Origin of the sequence: Mycoplasma anserisalpingitidis, from assembly GCF_007858495.1 — a bacterium.
Classification (GTDB): Bacteria; Bacillota_I; Bacilli_A; order Mycoplasmatales; family Metamycoplasmataceae; genus Mycoplasmopsis; species Mycoplasmopsis anserisalpingitidis_A.
Genome location: NZ_CP041663.1, coordinates 237,781 through 256,477, shown reverse-complemented (window position 1 = coordinate 256,477; position 18,697 = coordinate 237,781). Strand labels below are relative to the sequence as shown.

Here is an 18,697-nt window from a genome sequence, read left to right as displayed (position 1 = left end):
ACAAAAATGAAAAAAATAAGAATTTTTATGAACTAATAAAAATTTACAATTAGAATATGAAACAAAAACATGAATTTATTAATGATAACTTAGTAAAAGTTTTAGAACTTAAACATGAATTTAAAATTAGAATTGAAAAGGAGATCAACAATTTTCCAGAAAGTATTTTAGCGATAGCTAATGATTCTGAATCAGTATTCTTTGTTGGCGTTCATAATAGAAATGTAAAAGATTATGTTTCTAACAAAGATTTATTTAATATTGAATTGAATAACAATCAAAAATTAACAGTTATATTAAATGACATTTATCGTATGTTAATTGATGAATTTTATTCAGTTATAGATTGAAAAATAGGTGCAAATGAAATACCACTAGAAACTCAAGTTTATATTCTTGAGATAATAAATAAAATAACTTCTGAAAAAGAAATTATGAATTCAAACATCTCATTAATTACTTTAGTAAGTAATGAAAAATTAACAAAAATGCACCACCTTAATAGCAGTGCGATTATTTCACAAGTGTAATTATTTGTGATACTTTTTGTTATTTATTATAGAAAAAGCTCTATAAATTTGCTCAGATAACATAACTCTAAAAAGTTGATGAGGAAATGTCATATTACTAAATTTTATTTTAGTAGAATTTTCAAATTTACTCTCATCAACACCATCACTCCCACCGATGATAAAAGTTAAGTTATCTTTATCGAAGATTTCACTAAATTCAATGCTGTCATACATTTTTCCCTGTAGACTGCATAATATTATTGGTGAATTTTTTGGTATTTTACTTAGAATTTGTTCAGTTTCTTTTGCTTTCTTAATATATATATTACTTTCTTTAGATTCCTTAATTTCAATTAAATTGATTTTTGCATACGAACCAACTTTTCTTATATATTCATCATACAATATTTTGAAATCTTTTTCCAAGGAACCTATAGCAATGATATTAATTTTCATTCTTTTTATTTGTTTCAATATAGAATAAAAGCATTTGAATATCTGACGGATTAATTCCACTAATTCTTGAAGCTTGTCCAATGGTAAGTGGTTTAATTCTAATTAATTTTTGTCTTGCCTCTGTTGCGATGTTTGGTATCTTTGTATAATCGATATTTTCTGGTATTGAATATTTTTCTAACTTCAGCATTTTATTAGCATCTGCCATTTGTTTTTTGATATAACCGTCAAGTCTAACAATTGTAGTTAACTCTTGAATATAAGGAAAATCATTAAGTACATCTTTAGGATCAACTTCTGGTCTAGAAATTAATTTAACAAGGTTAGTACTGTTTTCTACATTGTATTTTTGAGCAATAGGGTCTTTTGTTGATAAGAATGTATTTTCAAGTTCTTTAATTTTTTCATCAATCAATTTATATTTTTGATCTATTCTATTGAATTCTTTATCAGAAATTAAACCTATTTGATGAGCTATTTTGTATAATCTTGAATCATTATTGTCATTTCTTAAAAGCAATCTATATTCAGCTCTACTTGTAAGCATTCTATAAGGTTCTTTTGTGCCTTTAGTAACCAAATCATCAATTAAAACTCCAATGTATGCTTCGCTTCTCTTTAGAATTAAAGATTCTTTGTTCTCGAGTTTTAATGCAGCGTTAATACCAGCTACTAAACCTTGAGCTGCTGCTTCTTCATATCCGCTTGTCCCGTTAATTTGTCCAGCACAAAAGAAATTTTTGATTTTTTTAGTTTCTAAAGTAGGATATAAATCAAGAGGGTTTAATGCATCATATTCAATTGCATAAGCTCATTTCTGAACTCTAGCATTTCTTAATCCAGGAACAGTTTTAATTAACTCAGCTTGAACTTCGATTGGTAATGAAGTCGATAAACCATTAATATACATTACATCACCTTCAACTGTTTCGGGTTCAAAGAAAATTTGATGTCTATCTTTATCAATAAAACGCATTATTTTATCTTCAATACTTGGACAATATCTTGGACCTATACCTTTAATAACACCAGAATACATACCAGAAAGATGAACATTTTCTTCAATTAATTTATGAGTTTCAGGTGTTGTATATGTTAAATAACATGAAATTTGTTCAGGGAGTTTAATGTTCGAACGTTCAGAAAAATTAAGTTGCATATTACTTAATTCCTCCTTTTGAACTTCACTAAAATCAATTGAATCTGTATAAATTCTTGGAGGTGTACCAGTTTTTAGTCTTTGAAGTTCAAATCCTAATGATTTCAATGATTCAGAAATTAAAGTAGTTGTTTTTTCGTTATCAGGACCAGATTCAAATACTGTCTTTCCTCTAATTATTTTTGAAGCCATGTATGTTCCGGTGGTTAAAACAACTACATTAGCATTATATTTTTGTCCTTCTCTAGTTGTTATACCAACTACTATACTATTTTCAACATTAAGCTGAGAAACTTCAGCTTCAATTAATGTTACGTTAGGATGTTTTTCGAGATTTTCTCTAATTATTTTAGAATACTTTTCTTTATCAATTTGAGCTCTTATAGCTCTGACAGCAGGTCCTTTTGATTCATTTAACATTTTAATTTGAATCATAGCCAAATCAGCAAAATAACCTTGCATTCCACCAAGCGCATCAATTTCTCTTGTGATAATGCCCTTAGCTGGCCCACCAATTGATGGATTACATGGCATCATTGCTAATTTTTCAAGATTAAAACTAATTAAAGCAACTTTGTGCCCTTTATTTGCTAAAGCAAAAGTCGCTTCCACCCCTGCATGTCCTCCACCTATAACTATTGCTTCAAATTTGTTATTCATACCACCTCACTTTTAAGTTAAATATTGTTTATTTATTTTATCACTTTTGTCAGTTATAACAAATGATAAAAATACTATTTTTAAGTTATTTTATATAAATAAACAAACTTTTTATTATAATTTATTCGCTATGAATAGAACATTAACTGAATATAATCAAAGACAAAGAAAATTCAATAAAGAAGTAGCATTAGAATACATTGATACTATAGTAAATTTTTTAAAAGAAAAAGTAAAAGAGTCTAATTCTAAAGGTTTAATTGTTGGTATAAGTGGTGGTATTGACTCTGCTTTAGTATATGCCCTAGCAAAGAAAGCTTTTCCAAAAGATGCGCTTGGGGTTATCATGCCAATTGATAAAATGGAACATGATTTAGCTCATATTAATGAATTAGAAAAATCAATGAATACTAAATTCATTACAATAAATCTAAAAGAAACTTTTGATGCTATTTTAGATACGCTAAAAGTCGAAGACAAGATGTCAATTTCAAATATTAAACCAAGATTGAGAATGACAACTTTATATGCGATTGCTCAATCTAAAAAACACTTAGTATGTGGGACTGATAATAAAGATGAATATTTCATCGGATATTTTACAAAGTATGGTGATGGAGGAGTTGACTTGCTTCCAATAGTTCATTTAACTAAATCGGAAGTAAAATATCTTTCAAAGTTATTAAATGTTCCAGAATCAATTATTAATAAAAAACCTTCAGCAGGTCTATGAGAAGGTCAATCTGATGAAGATGAATTAGGTTTTAGTTATGATGATTTAGATTTTTACTTAGATCATATCAATAATAATGTTATAATAAACAAATATTTAGATAAAAATGTTATTGAAAAAATAGAAAGAATGCACAAAAACAGCGAACATAAACGTCAAAGTGCTTATAAACCATTAGATATTAATAAAAAATAAGGAGAAAAATATGGCAGGACATTCACACTCAGCAAATATTGCCCACAGAAAAGGTGCACAAGATGCAGCTAGAGGAAAAATTTTTCAAAAACTTTCAAAAGAAATTTATGTAGCAGCTTCAGGAGCTGGTGGACCTGACCCTGAAACAAACCCAGCATTAAAATTAGCTATTTCAAAGGCCAAGGCTAAAAATATGCCTAAAGACAACATTGAGAGAGCTATTCAAAAAGCAAAAGGTGACAAAAATTCAAGTTCATACATCGAAACTTTATTTAATGCTACTGTAGGTGGTGGAGTTACTTTTATTGTTAATACTTTAAGTGATAATATTAACCGTGTAACTTCAAATATTCAAGCTTACTTTAAGAAACAAAATGCTTCATTAGGTAAAACTGGTCAAGTACCTTATCCATTTGAGAAAAAAGGAGTTATTCAAATTGATGATTCTTTAGTTTCAGAAGATATTTTATTATTAAATGCTCTAGAATCTGGAGCTGAGGATGTTAAACATATTATTGAAGAAAATATCTTTGAAATAACATCAACACCTGAAAATTTTAATGACTTAAGAAAAGCTATTGAAAATAATTTAGGTATTACTGAATTTAAGATGTGCGAAATAACTTATATTCCATCATTATTTGTTGAATTAGATGACGAGAAAAAAGAAAAATTATTAAATTTTGCTAATGATCTTCAAGAAGATGATGATGTTCAAGATGTTTACCACAATATAGAAATTTAATAATGTCAGAAAAAATTGAATATCTTAGTAATTTGATTGGTTCTTTAGAAACAAAAATACTTTTAGTATTTTTATTTCTATTTATTCTTTTATTAATACCAATTTTTATATCTTTATCACTTCCTTTTTTCTTTAAACAATTAAATAGTAAAACAAAAACGTATTTATATTCCTTTGTTACTGGTTTTTTTATTGTAATGTCTCTTTTTGGCTTTATGAGAGAAGCTTTAGAAATTTCTTCAGTAAATTCTCAAAGAGATTGAGGTAAAAATTATGTTTATTTAAGCAATATTTTAATTATTGCTGGTGGTTCGTTAATAGGAATCATAGTAAGTTTTTTCATAAAATATATTATTTCTTATAAAGTAAATAAGAAATTACTTGCTTCTAGACAAATGAGTGCTTTTATACATATTCATGATCATGATAAAACAAATATTCACTCTCATACACACCCAGATATTATTTTTAATAAACATGACTCAGTTGAGTTAACTAAAGATATAAATAAAAAATCTGAATCCAAATTAAAATTTGTAGCTCTTTTATTACTTTTAACTCATAGAATACCTGAAGGGATTATTTTAGGAAATAGTATAAGTTTGATTGTTGAAGGCAGTTCAAATGATATTACTATCGCCTTTATAATTTCCTTAGTACTTCATTTAATTCCTGAAGAAATTATTTTTTTCTACAGACTTAGAGAAGCAGGATATAATAAGTGAAAGGCTGTTTTAATTTCCGTTTCTGGTTTATTACTATTTTTACCATTTATGTTGGTAGGTTCGATTATTGGTAAATATATTTTACAAAATTGAGTAATTTATGCTTTAATGCAATCACTTATTGGTGGAATTTTCCTATTTACTTCACTTGTAGAATTCTTCCCAGAATTCTATCACTCACATTTTGACAAGAAAAGTTGAGTAAAAGTTCTTATATTCTTATTTGCTGGAATAATAATAAGCATATTTATTCTTTCGTTCCATATGCATGGAAATTCACCAGTTTAATAGCACTAGTTGCTATTTTTTTATTTAAAATTTGATTGTTAGTATAACGAATGTATCAATTAAAATTTGCGTCCGATAAAAAGATAAAAGAATAAATTATTTTACACATTCCTATAATTACTTAATATATTAGATAAATTTAACGATAAAAATAACAATTTTTAATTAGTCTGCCATAAGAAAATTGAATTAAAATCAAAAATAAGAATATTATGGAATTAAACTATTAGTTTTTTAAAAAGATTAACTAACGATTTGATGCTTTTATTACACTACTAAGTGGGAAGGTTAAATAAAAAAGCATTAGATTAACTAATGCTAATATTTTTGGATAAATTTTTTTCATATACTTCAGCTTCCGCAAAGAATTTATGTTCAATTCTTCTGCTTCAACTGAGCTTGATTTGATCAATTTTAGGTATTTTTTTGTTAAGGTGATATGTACTAATTGCAAAATTTATCAGACCAGCTACTAGACTATTAACTGCATAACTTATTGAAATTACTAAAGCAGCGTGGAAATCATCAACTCCATAACTACTTAATAGGAATCCAAAACCTACTCCAATTCCCATAACAATAAAGAATGTTAAGAATCCTTCCATCGCTGTAGCAATAATTGAATTCTTAATATTATTCGTTCCTTGAAATAATAGCATTGCTCCAGTAGCAAATGAATAAAGAGCTAATCTAAGCATATTTATTCTTAAATATAAGACAGCTTCATTAATAACATTTTTTTCTACCCGTAGTAAATACAAGAATTGATCAGCTAAACATGCTACAAGTATATATACTAACGCTGCATAACTAAACGAAAGAATTAAAGTATATCAATAAATTTGTTTAACTCTCTTTATATCTCTCTTAGTGTAAGCATAACTTAATAAACTTCTAGAACCATCAGCTATTCCAAATAATGCTAAGAAGAATAATGTAATAATTGGTGAAGCTTTAGCTCATAAATAAACGTTAGAAGCACCATTACTATAAGGTAAATTAGTCAGTAATAAAGTTATTACTAGCGAACCAACCGCTACACCAACAGAACGGATAAATCCACTAAAACCTAATAAACCAATTGGCGCTAAAAATTTGTATCTAAACTTAAAGTGTACTAAATGTTTAATACTCAATCAAGTTTTTTGTTTTAAATTGTTTTTATAAATGTAGAACACATAAGCGGTTAAATTGATAATTCAAGCCAAAATTGTTGAAATGGCAGCACCAAGCATACCCATTTTAAAAATTTTAATCAATAGAATGTTTAATATAACATCGCAAATATTAGCAACAATAGCTCAAAACATTACATAAACATTTTTTCCTTCGGCACGAATTAAGTAACTAAGTAATAAATATAAACCTTGAATTATTGTTCCGCCACAGTAGATGTAAATATAAATTTTTGATCAATATATACTTACTTCTCTAGAAGATTCATAGTACTGTTGAATAATTTGACTTGGTTTGTAGTTAGAGATACCCCATTGTTTAAATTTAATTAATAATTCTTGGTTTTTATCTAATAATCCAAGTCAATAAGTATCAAATTTAGTGTGTGAAGCAATTTTGTCAACCAAACCTGCTCAAATAGTAATATACATTACTAAAGTTGCAAGTAGTGAACAAATCACAGTTGCGTAAAAAGCGGTACTTCATAAATCTTTACCTGTTTTTTCTAATCCTTTAGAAACGCATTTAGTGTAATAAACACTAGTTCCTACCGGAATTAGATAAACAATAGAGTTACTAAAAATAGTAAAAGGCGAAATAGTGTTAACAGCTATAGCTCCTACTTGATTAGATGTCATTTCATTAATTCTGTCACTTAGTTCAATAGACTTATTATAAGTATGAAAAATCAGATCAAATTGTTCTCTATTTAATCTAATAAAATCATCGGGCAAAAAATTGTATAAAATACCACTTTGAGCAGTACCATTAGCAGTTGTATCTAAAAGAAAAATTGTGCTAGGTACAAAATTAAGAATGAAAATTTGATTTATAAACGCAGCCAAACCTAACATCAACGAAGTAGCTAAACCAGGAATAGCAACTATAAAGATAGCTTTTTTGACCGGAGTGTTTTCAAAAAGTAATTTTGCTCGAGCTTGTTTATCGATTTTTGCAGAATTTTTTTCTATTTTTTTAGATTTAAAAAAATTCATTAAAACAACCCTCCTTTATTTGCTTATATATTACTACTTTATTTTTATTTTTTTATTAAATATTTAATGTAATTTTAATTAATTAAATTGCTTATTTTTATTCAATTTTAAAATAAAAAATGGTGGAGATGCCGGGAGTCGAACCCGGGTCCACACATGAATTTTTTAGCTACATCTACAGTTTAGATTATTTTTTATTAAATTACATTAACATTAAATAATCAAACATATTAATGTAATTTCTAATTAAGTTCATTCGAATCTATTAGAATCAATTCGAACTATCCTGTAGACTCGTTAATCAATTTCCAGGAAAAACTGATCACGGCTAGAATTGCAAATTAGGCAAAAGCTAGGCTTGTATTTCCAGCAAAAGCTGGATTTCATGCTGAGTATTCAGCTTTTTCTTCTTTATTTCCGTTTAAGAAATACCTAGAAGCATTATAGTCTGCCAAACTACTGCAATAACTAATAGTCCATGCATGTCGAAACCATTACACCCCCATTAGTAATTTTGTAAGATTTTTCTAAGTCTTTTTTCAGTTTCTTCCTTAGCTATTTTATCTCTTTTATCATATTTTTTTAAACCTTTTACTAAAGCTATTTCAACTTTAATTTTAGATTTGTTGTTAAAATAAATCTTTGTTGGAATTATTGTTAATTGTTTAGCTTCATTTTCGAATTTTAACTTAATAATTTCACGTTTGTGCATTAAAAGTTTACGATCTTGATATTCATCACATTTTACATCCATATATTTACCAAAATACGCATCTTTAAGATAAATTTCATCCTTGTAAATTGAACAATAAGAATTTGTCAGAGAAATATGAGTTGCTCTTGCGCTTTTTACTTCTCAACCTTGAAGCGAAATTCCACACTCATATTTATCGATTATTTCATAATTACGAAGATCTCTTTTATTATTACTTAGAATTTTCATACTAAATAATTATATAAAAAAATGTTAGATTAAATCTAACATTATAATAAACTTGCAGCATCCTCATCAATGATTAATGTAACATCTTTATGTTCTCTTAAAAAACTTGATGGAACTTCTTCAGAAATTGGTGAATTAAGTGTTTTGTAAATTGCATCGGCTTTAGATTTACCTGAAGCAATCAAAATAATTTTTTTAGCTTCAAGGATTGTTCCAATTCCCATAGAAACAGCTGTTTTAGGGATGTCATTAGGATTATCAAAATAAATTTTATTCGAGTTAATCGTACTTTGAGTTAATTTAACTTCTCTAGTTCTTTCATCTTTTTTACTTCCCGGTTCATTAAAAGCAATATGTGCATTAGTTCCAATACCTAAAATCATAAAATCTATTCCACCTAGTTCACTGATTTTTTGTTCATATTTTTTAGCATTTTCTTCTAAGTTTCCTAATCCATCAGGAAAATTAATGTTTTCTCTTTTTAAATCTATGTGATTAAATAAATTATCATCCATAAAATAATGGTATGAACATTTATTTTCATAGGGGATTCCAACATATTCATCTAAATTAAAGGTGGTTACATCTTTAAAACTGATTCTATTTTCTTTAACTTTATTAATTAAATTTTGGTATGTTTTGATTGGTGAACTACCTGTAGCAAAACAAATTTTTGAATCTGATTTTTCTTTAATTTGTTTTTCGAAGAAATCTGCAGCTACTTTTGATACTTCTTCATAATCTTTACAAATGATTGTTTTCATAATTAAATTTCCTCTCCAACTTTTTTACCTGAAATATATACTTCTTGAATGTCATAAGTATTTTTGTCCATAATTACAATATCAGCCATTTTTTTCTCTTCAATTCTACCTATATCATTTCTTCTTAAATAAATCGCTGAGTTATATGAAGTCATTTTAACTACATCTTGTAGTGGAACACCTAAAGACACTAAATTTTTAAATGCATCATGAATAGAAATTCCACTTCCTGCTATTGTATTTGTACCTTTTAATGTGATTAAAAGTCCATTTTTGGTTACAGGAATACCACCAGAAATGTTATCGCCATCTTTATAATAAGCGGGTTTAATGGCATCACTAATACAAATTATTTTATCTACACCCTTATTTTTAATTGTAAATAAAAGTGTTTCAGGCGCAATGTGTTTTAAATCACAAATTAGTTCTACATAAGGTTTTTCGTTATACAATGAAGCTTGAACCATTCCAGGATTCCTTGAGTCTACACCACTCATTGCATTTCATAAATGACAAACAGAATTACATCCATTACTAAAATATAATTGTGATTTTTGAAAATCAGCTGATGAGTGTCCAATTGAAGGAATAATACCTAATTCAATCATATGTTTCATAACCTCAAGTGAAACATTTAATGGGTCAAATGAAATTTTCTTAAGTTGTGTCTCACTAGCGTAATACATTTGATCAATTAATTCATTTGTTGCTACTTTTAATCACTCTTTTCTATGAGCGCCCTTTTTAGATTCGCCAATAAACGGACCTTCAATATGAATTCCAAGAGATTTTGAAACTCATTTTTCAGTTTTAGCAATCTCACTAAGAGATTTTAAAATTACTTCTCAGTCATTGGTCATGGCGGTTGGCATAAATGAAGTAACACCATTTTTAGCTAATTCTCTTGAAATAATTTCACAAGATTGACTACCGTCCATAACATCTTCATTAAAAAACCCATGGATATGAGTATCAATGAATCCGGGTACGGCTAAATATTTTGCAGTACCTTTCTTTTCAATGATTTCTTTAATTCTTCCTTTTTCAATTAAAATATCCGCATTATTTATAGTTTTATCGTGATTTATGATTTTTACATTTTTAATTAACATTCCAAAGCCTCTCTTAAATTATTATTACATTTTTCTAATAATTGATTTGCTTTTATTTTATCAACTTTTTTAGCAATCATTATACATGCTAATTTTACATTCTTTACTTCCAAATAAATTTCTTTAGCTATATTAAAATCACAATTCGTTATTTGTTTTACAATTTCAATGCTTCTATTAACTAACTTCTCATTAATTGGTGTTAAATCAATCATTAAATCATCATAAACTTTATTTAGTTTTATTGCAGTTATTGTGCTTATAGCATTTAATAATATTTTTTGGATTGTCCCAGCTTTTAAACGAGTTGAACCTTGAATAAATTCTGGATTTGATTCAAATTCATAAATTAAATCACTACTTTTTGATATTAATCCATTTTTATTTGCTGTAATTAAAACTTTTTTGGATAATGCTTGAGTTCCAACGCTAAAAAATCCATCAACATACTTAGTATTACCTGAAACACTTAAACCAATTAGTAAATCATTTTTATTTATATTTAATTTTAACGCATCCTTTTTACCTAATTCAAAATCGTCTTCATAACCTTCAAGAGATTTTAAAATAGCTTCATCTGAGCCTGCCATTTGATAAGTAAATCAATTCTTTTCACCAAAAGTTGGTAAAACATCCAGAGCATCCAACATACCAATACGACCACTAGTACCAGCTCCAATGTAGATTACTCTTCCATTTTCTTTTATTGAATCAACAGAATAAGCAATAATTTTTTCAAGAATATTATTTTTATTCATTAATTTTTCTATTATATCTTTTTGATTAACTCAGTATAAGTCTATTAGCTCACTTATATTTTTTTTGTCTAAATTATGCATAATTATTTTCCTTATTTTACTAATAATAATACCTACAGAAGTGTTTAGAAATTATGTGAATATTATATTTTTATATTTTGTATAAAACTAATATTTATGAAAAATTTACTCACAATTTAAAAGATAAAAAATATTTTTATATTTATTTGATGAATTTAATATTCATAATCACAATAAATCATAACTTAAAGTAAATAATTTTAGCGAGAACAGTGGGTGTTCTCATTGATGAAAGGAAAATATGGCAAAAATATTAAATAGTTTTAATAAATTGCATATTGGTCAAAAAATTTATACAATATTGTGGTTTTTATTTGTGGTGCTATTATTTGTCAGTGTAGTTGTTACTGGGGTTTTCAACCCAGCTAGTCCTGAATTACGTGCAAATGTTATAGCCACAGTGGCCTTAATTACAATCATTGACTTATTCGTGTCTGTCATTTTAACGGTTTATATCAATGGTTTTGTTCTTAGAAAGAGAGGTAAAAAATAATGTCTAAAACTCTAACCTCTCATGCATCTTTTGGTGCAAATTTAATGAAAAAACTAAGTAGAATTGGTGGTGTATTATTATTCCCTATCGCTGTTCTACCTATAGCGGCTATTTTACTTAGAATCGGTGCAGATATTCCTGGAACAACAGCTTTCTCAGCTTTTGTTGGAAAATGAATAATTGGTGCTGGAAATGCTGTTTTTGATAATATGCCTATGGTTTTTGCAATTGGTGTAGCTTTTGGATTCACGAAAGAAAATCGTGGTGAAGCTGCCTTTGCAGGATTTATAGGTATGTTCGTTCTTTATAATGTATTAGGAGCAACAATCGATTTATTCTACGGATCAATAAATTTCGGTGCTGCTAATGGTGGTACTGGGTTCAAATCAATTTTCGAAGGAAAATTCGATGCTGCTATGGTACAAAATGTTCTTAATGGTATTATTGTAGGTTCGCTTGTTGCGTGAATTTACAACAGAGCTAATGGTGTTGCTTTACCAAAAGTTCTTGGATTTTTCAGTGGAAAAAGACTTGTTCCTGCATTAGCAATTATTGTAGTTTCATTATTTGTTTTTGTATGAGGAATAATCTTCCCTTGAATAGGATATTTAATCTACATTATTTCAGTTGCTTTACAAAAAGCTGCAAGTCAAGATAGCAACCTTGCTAAAGCTGGAATTATGGGTGTGTATGGATTTATTAACCGTTTATTAATTCCATTTGGATTACACCACATTCCTAACAACTTGTTCTGATTCCAATTAGGAGAATGAACAAACGCTGCTGGTGAACCAGTTAAAGGTGACATCTTCATTTTCTTAAATGGTGTTGCTAAAAATAACCCTGGTGGAATTTTCCAAGCAGGATTCTTCCCAACGATGATGTTTGGATTACCTGCATTAGTGTTAGCTTTTGCAATGACTGCCGAAAATAAAGCTCAAAGATCTAAAGTGTTTGCTCTTTATGGATCAGCTGCCTTAGTTTCATTCCTTAGTGGAATTACTGAACCAATTGAATATGCATTTATGTATGTTTCTCCTCTTATTTACTTATTACATGCTATTCTAACTGGTGTATTTGCATTTGTTACAGGTGCATTTGGTATTCAACTTGGATTTGGATTCTCAGCTGGATTCATGGATTACTTATTAAGCTTTAATAAATCATTAGCAATTATTAGAGAAAGTGGATTTGAAGGAGCTAAAGCTGTTCTTGCACATCCATTATGAATCTTCCCAATTGGTGCTGTTTGTGGTGCAACATACTTCTTTGGTGGAATGTTATTGATCAAAAAATTAAACCTTTCTACACCTGGTAGAGGTAATGGTGTTATTCTCGAAGAAACTGAAACACAAAAAGAAGAAACTTTTGGCGAATTATCACCAAGAGCTAAAAAAATTGTTAAAGCTTATGGCGGTTGAGAAAACATCTCTGAATACAATAACTGTTCAACAAGATTAAGATATGTTGTTAAAGATAGCACTAAAGTTGATTTAGAAGCTCTTAAAAAATCTGGTGTTATGGGTGTAGCTAAAATTAGCGATACATCAATTCAAACAATTATCGGTGTTGAAGCTGAATCATTAAACAATGAAATTGTTTCACACAAAGGTGAATCACTAGATTAATAAAAGATTTAAAAATAGGAGAAATCCTATTTTTTCTGAAACTTTTTTTCACAATCAGAATAAAAACTCAAGTATTTTACCAAAAAAAAAAAAAAAAAGAAATGATTTTATAATTGATTTATGAAACAACTTATTGAAGTTAAATACCTGGATAAAATCTCGAATAACGAAACATATAAATACATAACCAATTTTATTGAAGAAGATCCTGATTATTTTTTAAATACTTCAATAGCTGATTTAGCTAAACATCTATATGTTTCACAACCAACTATCACCAGATACGTAAAAGCTTTAGGTTTTAATTCTTATGCTCATTTTCGTATTTATATTTCGGAACGCAAAAGTACTTATAAGTATGGTAACGTAAAAATTATCGAAGGAAAAGATTTAACTTATGAACAAATATTAAATAATGTTTGAACCCATTTTAAATTTGCTTCTGAAAAATCTTATGATTGAACTGTTTCTAACACTGAAGAAATAGCGCAATACCTTAAGTTTTTGATACGTTCAAAACGACTTATATTTTTTGGTATTGGTGAATCCGGGTTAGTCGCAGAATACTTAGCTTACAATTTAAGAAAAACAGGAATGAATACAATTTCAGTTAATAGTATTCATGATTTCTTTGGAATTTATAAAACAATTTCAAATAGTGATTTTGTAACTATAATTTCAAGAGGTTTTGAAACTGTTGAAGTATTAAAAGTCAGAGAAATTTGTGAAAAATATAAGATGTTTTACTCAATTTGAACTAAAAACAGCAAGCTTGAAAAATTAAATGCAAGAAATATAATTTTATTGCATTCACTAGACCAAACTAAACGAATAGGTTCAATAGGTTCAAAAATTTCTATGCTTTTTTTCGCTGATTTAATTTACTTTTATATTGCTAATAGAATTGATTTTGAAGATCAAAATATTTTTGAAAATATAGCATATGAAAGAAATAAATGAAATAATATTAATACTAAAAATAAATAATTAAATATATAAAATATCAAAAAAAGTTGACATTTAGTTGTCAACTACTTTTTTAAACCTTGAAGTGTAAAAACTTCACTTTACAATTTATTATTAATTGGATTTCGAAACATCATTCTTAAATGATTTAAATTCGTTTGTTAAGTTTTCTAAATAATATGAAAAACCTGAGATGCTTTCTTCTTTATTAAAACGTCCATTCGATAATTTATTAATCTCATTGTGAATTAGTGATTCAAGTTTTGTCATTGTTTTATCTAATCTGTTTCTATATTGTTGATAATTAACATTTTTGTAGTCAGAGTCACTCTTTATCACATACATTAAATCTTCAATTTTAATTACTTCTTCAACTTCATAGTTTAAAGTTAAAAGAAATATTTTACCTTCTAAATCTATAATATCTTGGATTCTTGTTAAATTTTCTTTTAAGAATAATTGATCATATTCTTGTTTAAAACTCTCATAATGATTATTTATTAATTTAAATGTTTGCAATTCATTTAAATTTAAACCACTAATTCTTGGCTTAATAGAATTTATTCAAGTTTCATAAGAATCAATTATTTCTTTTGCATATCTTTCTACAAACATTTGTTTTTTTACTACTTTTTCTTTTGCATTAATAAGACTATTTTTTAACTCATTAATCTTTTCCACAGTTAGATATGGGTTATTTATAAACAATTTATATTGTCTTTTAGCTTCGACTAAAATTTCGTTAATCTCTCATATTGCCTTTTGATTACTTTTGTATTCTTCCATATAATTATCATAGTCGCTTAAAGCTTCATTGTACTCAGCTGCTGCATTATTAATTTCATCTTCTTTTAATTTCATTCTATTAAGAAGATCATTAATCGAATTAGTCTGTGAAGTTATTGATTCTAAAGTCGGAGACTCTTGAGATAAAATATTTTTTGCATCATCTAAATTCTGTTTTGTTTCATCTTGGAATTCAACTCTTATTACTGTTAAATTATTAACTTTTCTTACAGCTTCTTCTAAAATATCTTTTGAATTATTTTTTATATTATCGTTATCATTTTCTTTAGTTTTATCTAACGGAGTATTATTATTTTGATCGGTTGTAGCGGAATTATTATCTCCTGATATTTCAGATTCATCTTTTTTATTTCCATCAGAATTTGTATTATCATCTTCTTCTACTGTGGTTTCACCAACAACTCCTAGATTTTCATCTTTTGAAATATCGGTATTATCGATTGAATTATCATCATTATTTTGATCAGTTGTAACAGAATTATTGTCTTCTAATATTTCAGATTCATCTTTTTTATTTCCATCAGAATTTTCATTCTCTTCTTTGACTTCTATATTTTCGTCAACAGATCCTACATTTTCATCTTTTGAATTAATACCATTATCGCTTGTTGTATTCGAATCAGGTGAATTTGATGATTCTGTATTTTCAGGTAAATTTTCTTCTTCTGTTGACTCTTGTATATTTTCTAAATGATCTTTAAATCCTGTTTGTATAACCTTAACTGTATCAAAAATATCTGGATAAATTAAACTTTTTATTAATACAGTTATTTTAGCACTATTATCACTACTTTCAACTTTTATAATAGATGAAATTACATCATCAATTACTTTATTTGTTCTTTTGTCAAGTGGTTTATCAACAATTTCGAATAATTTTTTAATTTCTTCGGAAGATAATGATGGAAGATATATTTCAGACTTACCTATTTCTCCTACATATTCAATCTCAACAGTAGCATTTTTTAATATTTCAATTAATTCATCTCTTTTGTTTAGAGAATCATCTAAATTATTTTTTTCTGAATTAAATTCATTAGTAATAGTTGCAGGAGTCAAATTGTCATTATCTTTAGCTGTGATTTTTGCTTCAACAATAACTCTATCCATATTATTATTTATAGTAACTCTTGTAACTTCATAAATAAAATTATCTTTTTTATCGCTTGTTGTAAAAACTTCAAAATCATTTGTTGTTAACGATGAAAGATGATCTAAACTAGATGAATCTTTAACAACAATAGAACTTTTGCTTTTCTCAAGTTCCAAATCTTCTTGACTTGTTTTGCTATTATTGTTGTTTTTGTTGAAATCAAATTCTTTGATTAAATTATCTATTTTATTGTTTAATTCCTCAACTTTTCTATTGGTTTCTGAATTATTATTTATATTCTCATTAGGTAACTTGTTAAACTCTTCTTTTGTTTTATTTAATTCCTCAATAATTTTGTCCAATGATGAATTATTATTTGTTTCCCTATTATTTGAATTAAAAATTTCTTTTTCTAGATAATCTATTTTCTTATCTAATTCTGATTTGTTATTCTTATACTTTATATTGTTAAAACTTATAATAAATTCATTATATTTTTTATTTAAGAGGTCTTTATCTTCAGTGTTTAATGCATTTTTATTTGAATAAATTTCAATTATATTTTTAACTTCCTCTATAAGGCTTGAAATATCATTTACACTTTGATTGCCTGAATTAACTAAAGAATTTTTATATTCCTCTAAATCATTTTTTAAATTTTTAAGTTTATCCAATAATTCTATATCGTCGGATGGTTTATTCAACCATGAATTTTTATTATTTTTCTGACTATGCACAATAATTGCAGTAGTTGCACCAACTAAAGTCCCAGATAGCAAAAGAATCGCCAAAATAGCTAAATATTTCTTCTTTTTCTTCTTTTTATTGTTTCCGCTCATCTTAACCTCTTTCATTTAAATTATACTATTTAATATGATATATCAAGATTATAAGCAAATGCATAGATAGTGAGTTAATTTTATAAATCTATTATTAAAAAAGCACAAACTAAATATAAAGTTTGCACTTAAAAGTGATTGATTTTATAACATTTCATTTTCCGGTTTAAGATTATGGTCTTTTGTAAAACTTCTTTGGCGTTTTTTGAGCATAACACTAACTACTGTAGCGATAATTACTAAAACGGTTAAAGTTATTGCAAATACAAGATAACTTGTTTGATAATTTATTTTTTCGAAAATACTTATCATTCCTAAACTAAAGGCAAATGCTACAAGTTGGAATAAAATCATTGTTATAGCTGCAAAGAAAGCATATTTTTCACTTGGAACAGCACGATATGAATAATCATAATATACTGGTAAAAACATACTAAATAAGAAGTATTGTATAAATGTTGAAGTTAAGAATATTCCTAACATAATATTTTTATGTTCATGTGCTCAGGTGCTTGTGTGTTCAATAACACCAGAATTACCTGAAGCTTTAGCAATAACTCCAATATTTGTGTTTAATCCGCCAAAAGCGTAGATGTAAAAGATCGAAGAAATAATTGTAATAACAACAAAAGCTATTGAAGTTGAAATTAATATTTTCTTTCCAAGTAAAAAGATTACTAAACTACCTAAGCATAAAGCGGCTCCAACAACAATTAAATATATAGTAACTCAGTGCTGTACTGAATTAGAAGTTTTCGCTTCCATAAATAAATTAATTACAAAGTTAGTATTAGTTCCAATTCTTGGTACGAATGAAATTGATGAGAATACCGCTAATGAAATTAAGATTATTGCAGTATAAATAAATGTTTTTGAATGTTTTTTAATTTTTGGTTTTGATGAAATTTCAACATCTTTATTGAATACCACAAAAGTATTGTATAAAAGTGCACTAATAATATAAGTTAATCCTAAAATTAAACAAATGTACTCATATGAAAGAATATGAATAAGCCCTAAACTTGCTAATGCAGCTGCTAAATATGAAAATGAAGTAGCAAAATTATTAATTCTGTTAAAAATATTAATATTTTTTTCATGTACAGATAAACGATAAACAATATTTTTAAGAGCTAAAAATCTTACTGAATTAAAGATATTTCAAATTATAACCGCTACATAAACTGTATAAGTTATAGCTTTAACATTCTTAGCTTCTGAATCCGTAATATTTTGGGTACCATAAATAAATCCAATTACACAGACAAATAGTATAACAAAAGCACTAACATATTCAGCAATTACGATTAGAAGTCTATTGTTGAATTTTTTAATAATTATTGGTGCTATTGCAAATGATAAAAGCGTAGGAATATATCTAAAAATTTGCACTAATGCACTTGCTCAAACACTACCAGAAGCTTTAAGTGTGAATAACGTACTTACTACATTAAAACATTCAATTGCAGATTGAGAAATAACCATAGCAATTGCAAAAATTATCATATTTCACAACACAGGTTTAGCTGATTTAAATGAACTAATTTTTTGAATCATTTAGCCTCCTTA

General features: G+C 27.0%; 16 protein-coding genes and 1 other RNA gene. 7 read left to right on the top strand and 10 right to left on the bottom strand.

From position 1 onward, the window contains the following. The first annotated feature begins 56 nt into the window (after window positions 1-56). The gene (locus tag FOY43_RS00930) at window positions 57-530 is read left to right on the top strand and encodes a hypothetical protein (protein WP_146308701.1); all 474 of its coding nucleotides are present in this window, start codon (window positions 57-59) and stop codon (window positions 528-530) included. Here the strand turns inward: FOY43_RS00930 and FOY43_RS00925 are convergent, their stop codons facing one another. Then, window positions 531-968, bottom strand: a complete 438-nt coding sequence (locus FOY43_RS00925) for a 23S rRNA (pseudouridine(1915)-N(3))-methyltransferase RlmH (protein ID WP_146308700.1) — start codon at window positions 966-968, stop codon at window positions 531-533. It abuts the gene before it with no gap. Then, window positions 958-2,787, bottom strand: coding sequence for a tRNA uridine-5-carboxymethylaminomethyl(34) synthesis enzyme MnmG (mnmG, locus tag FOY43_RS00920; protein WP_146308699.1), 1,830 nt, complete (start codon window positions 2,785-2,787; stop codon window positions 958-960). Before mnmG ends, FOY43_RS00925 begins: the two co-directional genes overlap by 11 nt. 130 nt (window positions 2,788-2,917) lie before the next feature. Here mnmG and FOY43_RS00915 point away from each other — a divergent pair, with 130 nt between their 5' ends. From FOY43_RS00915 to FOY43_RS00905, 3 genes are read left to right on the top strand one after another with little or no spacing between them, the layout of a single operon-like run. Continuing rightward, window positions 2,918-3,715, top strand: coding sequence for an NAD+ synthase (locus FOY43_RS00915; protein WP_146308698.1), 798 nt, complete (start codon window positions 2,918-2,920; stop codon window positions 3,713-3,715). 10 nt (window positions 3,716-3,725) lie between these two features. Next, entirely contained in the window at window positions 3,726-4,460 is a 735-nt protein-coding gene (locus FOY43_RS00910) for a YebC/PmpR family DNA-binding transcriptional regulator (RefSeq protein ID WP_146308697.1), read from the top strand. Between the two features lie 2 nt (window positions 4,461-4,462). Continuing rightward, window positions 4,463-5,473 (top strand): ZIP family metal transporter, encoded by a 1,011-nt coding sequence (locus FOY43_RS00905; protein WP_146308695.1) that lies wholly within the window; start codon window positions 4,463-4,465, stop codon window positions 5,471-5,473. Between the two features lie 308 nt (window positions 5,474-5,781). Here FOY43_RS00905 and FOY43_RS00900 read toward each other — a convergent pair whose 3' ends face one another. The 6 genes from FOY43_RS00900 to FOY43_RS00875 all read right to left on the bottom strand — a co-directional run bounded on the left by FOY43_RS00900 (window position 5,782) and on the right by FOY43_RS00875 (window position 11,302). Then, entirely contained in the window at window positions 5,782-7,644 is a 1,863-nt protein-coding gene (locus tag FOY43_RS00900) for an MATE family efflux transporter (protein ID WP_146308693.1), read from the bottom strand. Window positions 7,645-7,764: 120 nt separating this feature from the next. Further along, window positions 7,765-8,148: a transfer-messenger RNA gene (gene ssrA, locus FOY43_RS00895) on the bottom strand. A 1-nt stretch (window position 8,149) separates the two neighbouring features. Next, window positions 8,150-8,587 carry an SsrA-binding protein gene (smpB, locus tag FOY43_RS00890; RefSeq protein WP_146308691.1) on the bottom strand — a complete coding sequence of 146 codons (438 nt, stop codon included), beginning with the start codon at window positions 8,585-8,587 and terminating at the stop codon, window positions 8,150-8,152. Between the two features lie 41 nt (window positions 8,588-8,628). Then, on the bottom strand, window positions 8,629-9,351 hold the full coding sequence (gene nagB / locus FOY43_RS00885; protein ID WP_146308689.1) for a glucosamine-6-phosphate deaminase: 723 nt from the start codon (window positions 9,349-9,351) through the stop codon (window positions 8,629-8,631). Between the two features lie 2 nt (window positions 9,352-9,353). Continuing rightward, window positions 9,354-10,463: an N-acetylglucosamine-6-phosphate deacetylase gene (gene nagA / locus FOY43_RS00880; protein WP_146308687.1), complete on the bottom strand. Its 1,110-nt coding sequence runs from the start codon at window positions 10,461-10,463 to the stop codon at window positions 9,354-9,356. Continuing rightward, window positions 10,457-11,302, bottom strand: coding sequence for an N-acetylmuramic acid 6-phosphate etherase (locus tag FOY43_RS00875; protein ID WP_146308685.1), 846 nt, complete (start codon window positions 11,300-11,302; stop codon window positions 10,457-10,459). The genes nagA and FOY43_RS00875 overlap by 7 nt, the downstream gene beginning before the upstream one ends. A gap of 241 nt (window positions 11,303-11,543) precedes the next feature. On the opposite strand from FOY43_RS00875, the gene FOY43_RS00870 reads away from it, so the two are divergent. From FOY43_RS00870 to FOY43_RS00860, 3 genes are all read left to right on the top strand, one after another. Further along, entirely contained in the window at window positions 11,544-11,795 is a 252-nt protein-coding gene (locus tag FOY43_RS00870; protein WP_146308683.1) for a hypothetical protein, read from the top strand. Continuing rightward, window positions 11,795-13,423 carry a PTS transporter subunit EIIC gene (locus FOY43_RS00865; protein WP_146308681.1) on the top strand — a complete coding sequence of 543 codons (1,629 nt, stop codon included), beginning with the start codon at window positions 11,795-11,797 and terminating at the stop codon, window positions 13,421-13,423. The genes FOY43_RS00870 and FOY43_RS00865 overlap by 1 nt, the downstream gene beginning before the upstream one ends. Window positions 13,424-13,543: 120 nt before the next feature. Next, entirely contained in the window at window positions 13,544-14,410 is an 867-nt protein-coding gene (locus FOY43_RS00860; RefSeq protein WP_146308679.1) for a MurR/RpiR family transcriptional regulator, read from the top strand. 93 nt (window positions 14,411-14,503) lie between these two features. Here the strand turns inward: FOY43_RS00860 and FOY43_RS00855 are convergent, their stop codons facing one another. Together FOY43_RS00855 and FOY43_RS00850 are read right to left on the bottom strand one after the other, a co-directional pair. Then, window positions 14,504-17,143, bottom strand: coding sequence for a hypothetical protein (locus FOY43_RS00855; RefSeq protein ID WP_146308677.1), 2,640 nt, complete (start codon window positions 17,141-17,143; stop codon window positions 14,504-14,506). Window positions 17,144-17,272: 129 nt separating this feature from the next. Continuing rightward, the gene (locus FOY43_RS00850; RefSeq protein WP_146308676.1) at window positions 17,273-18,685 is read right to left on the bottom strand and encodes a hypothetical protein; all 1,413 of its coding nucleotides are present in this window, start codon (window positions 18,683-18,685) and stop codon (window positions 17,273-17,275) included. Between the last annotated feature and the right edge of the window lie 12 nt (window positions 18,686-18,697).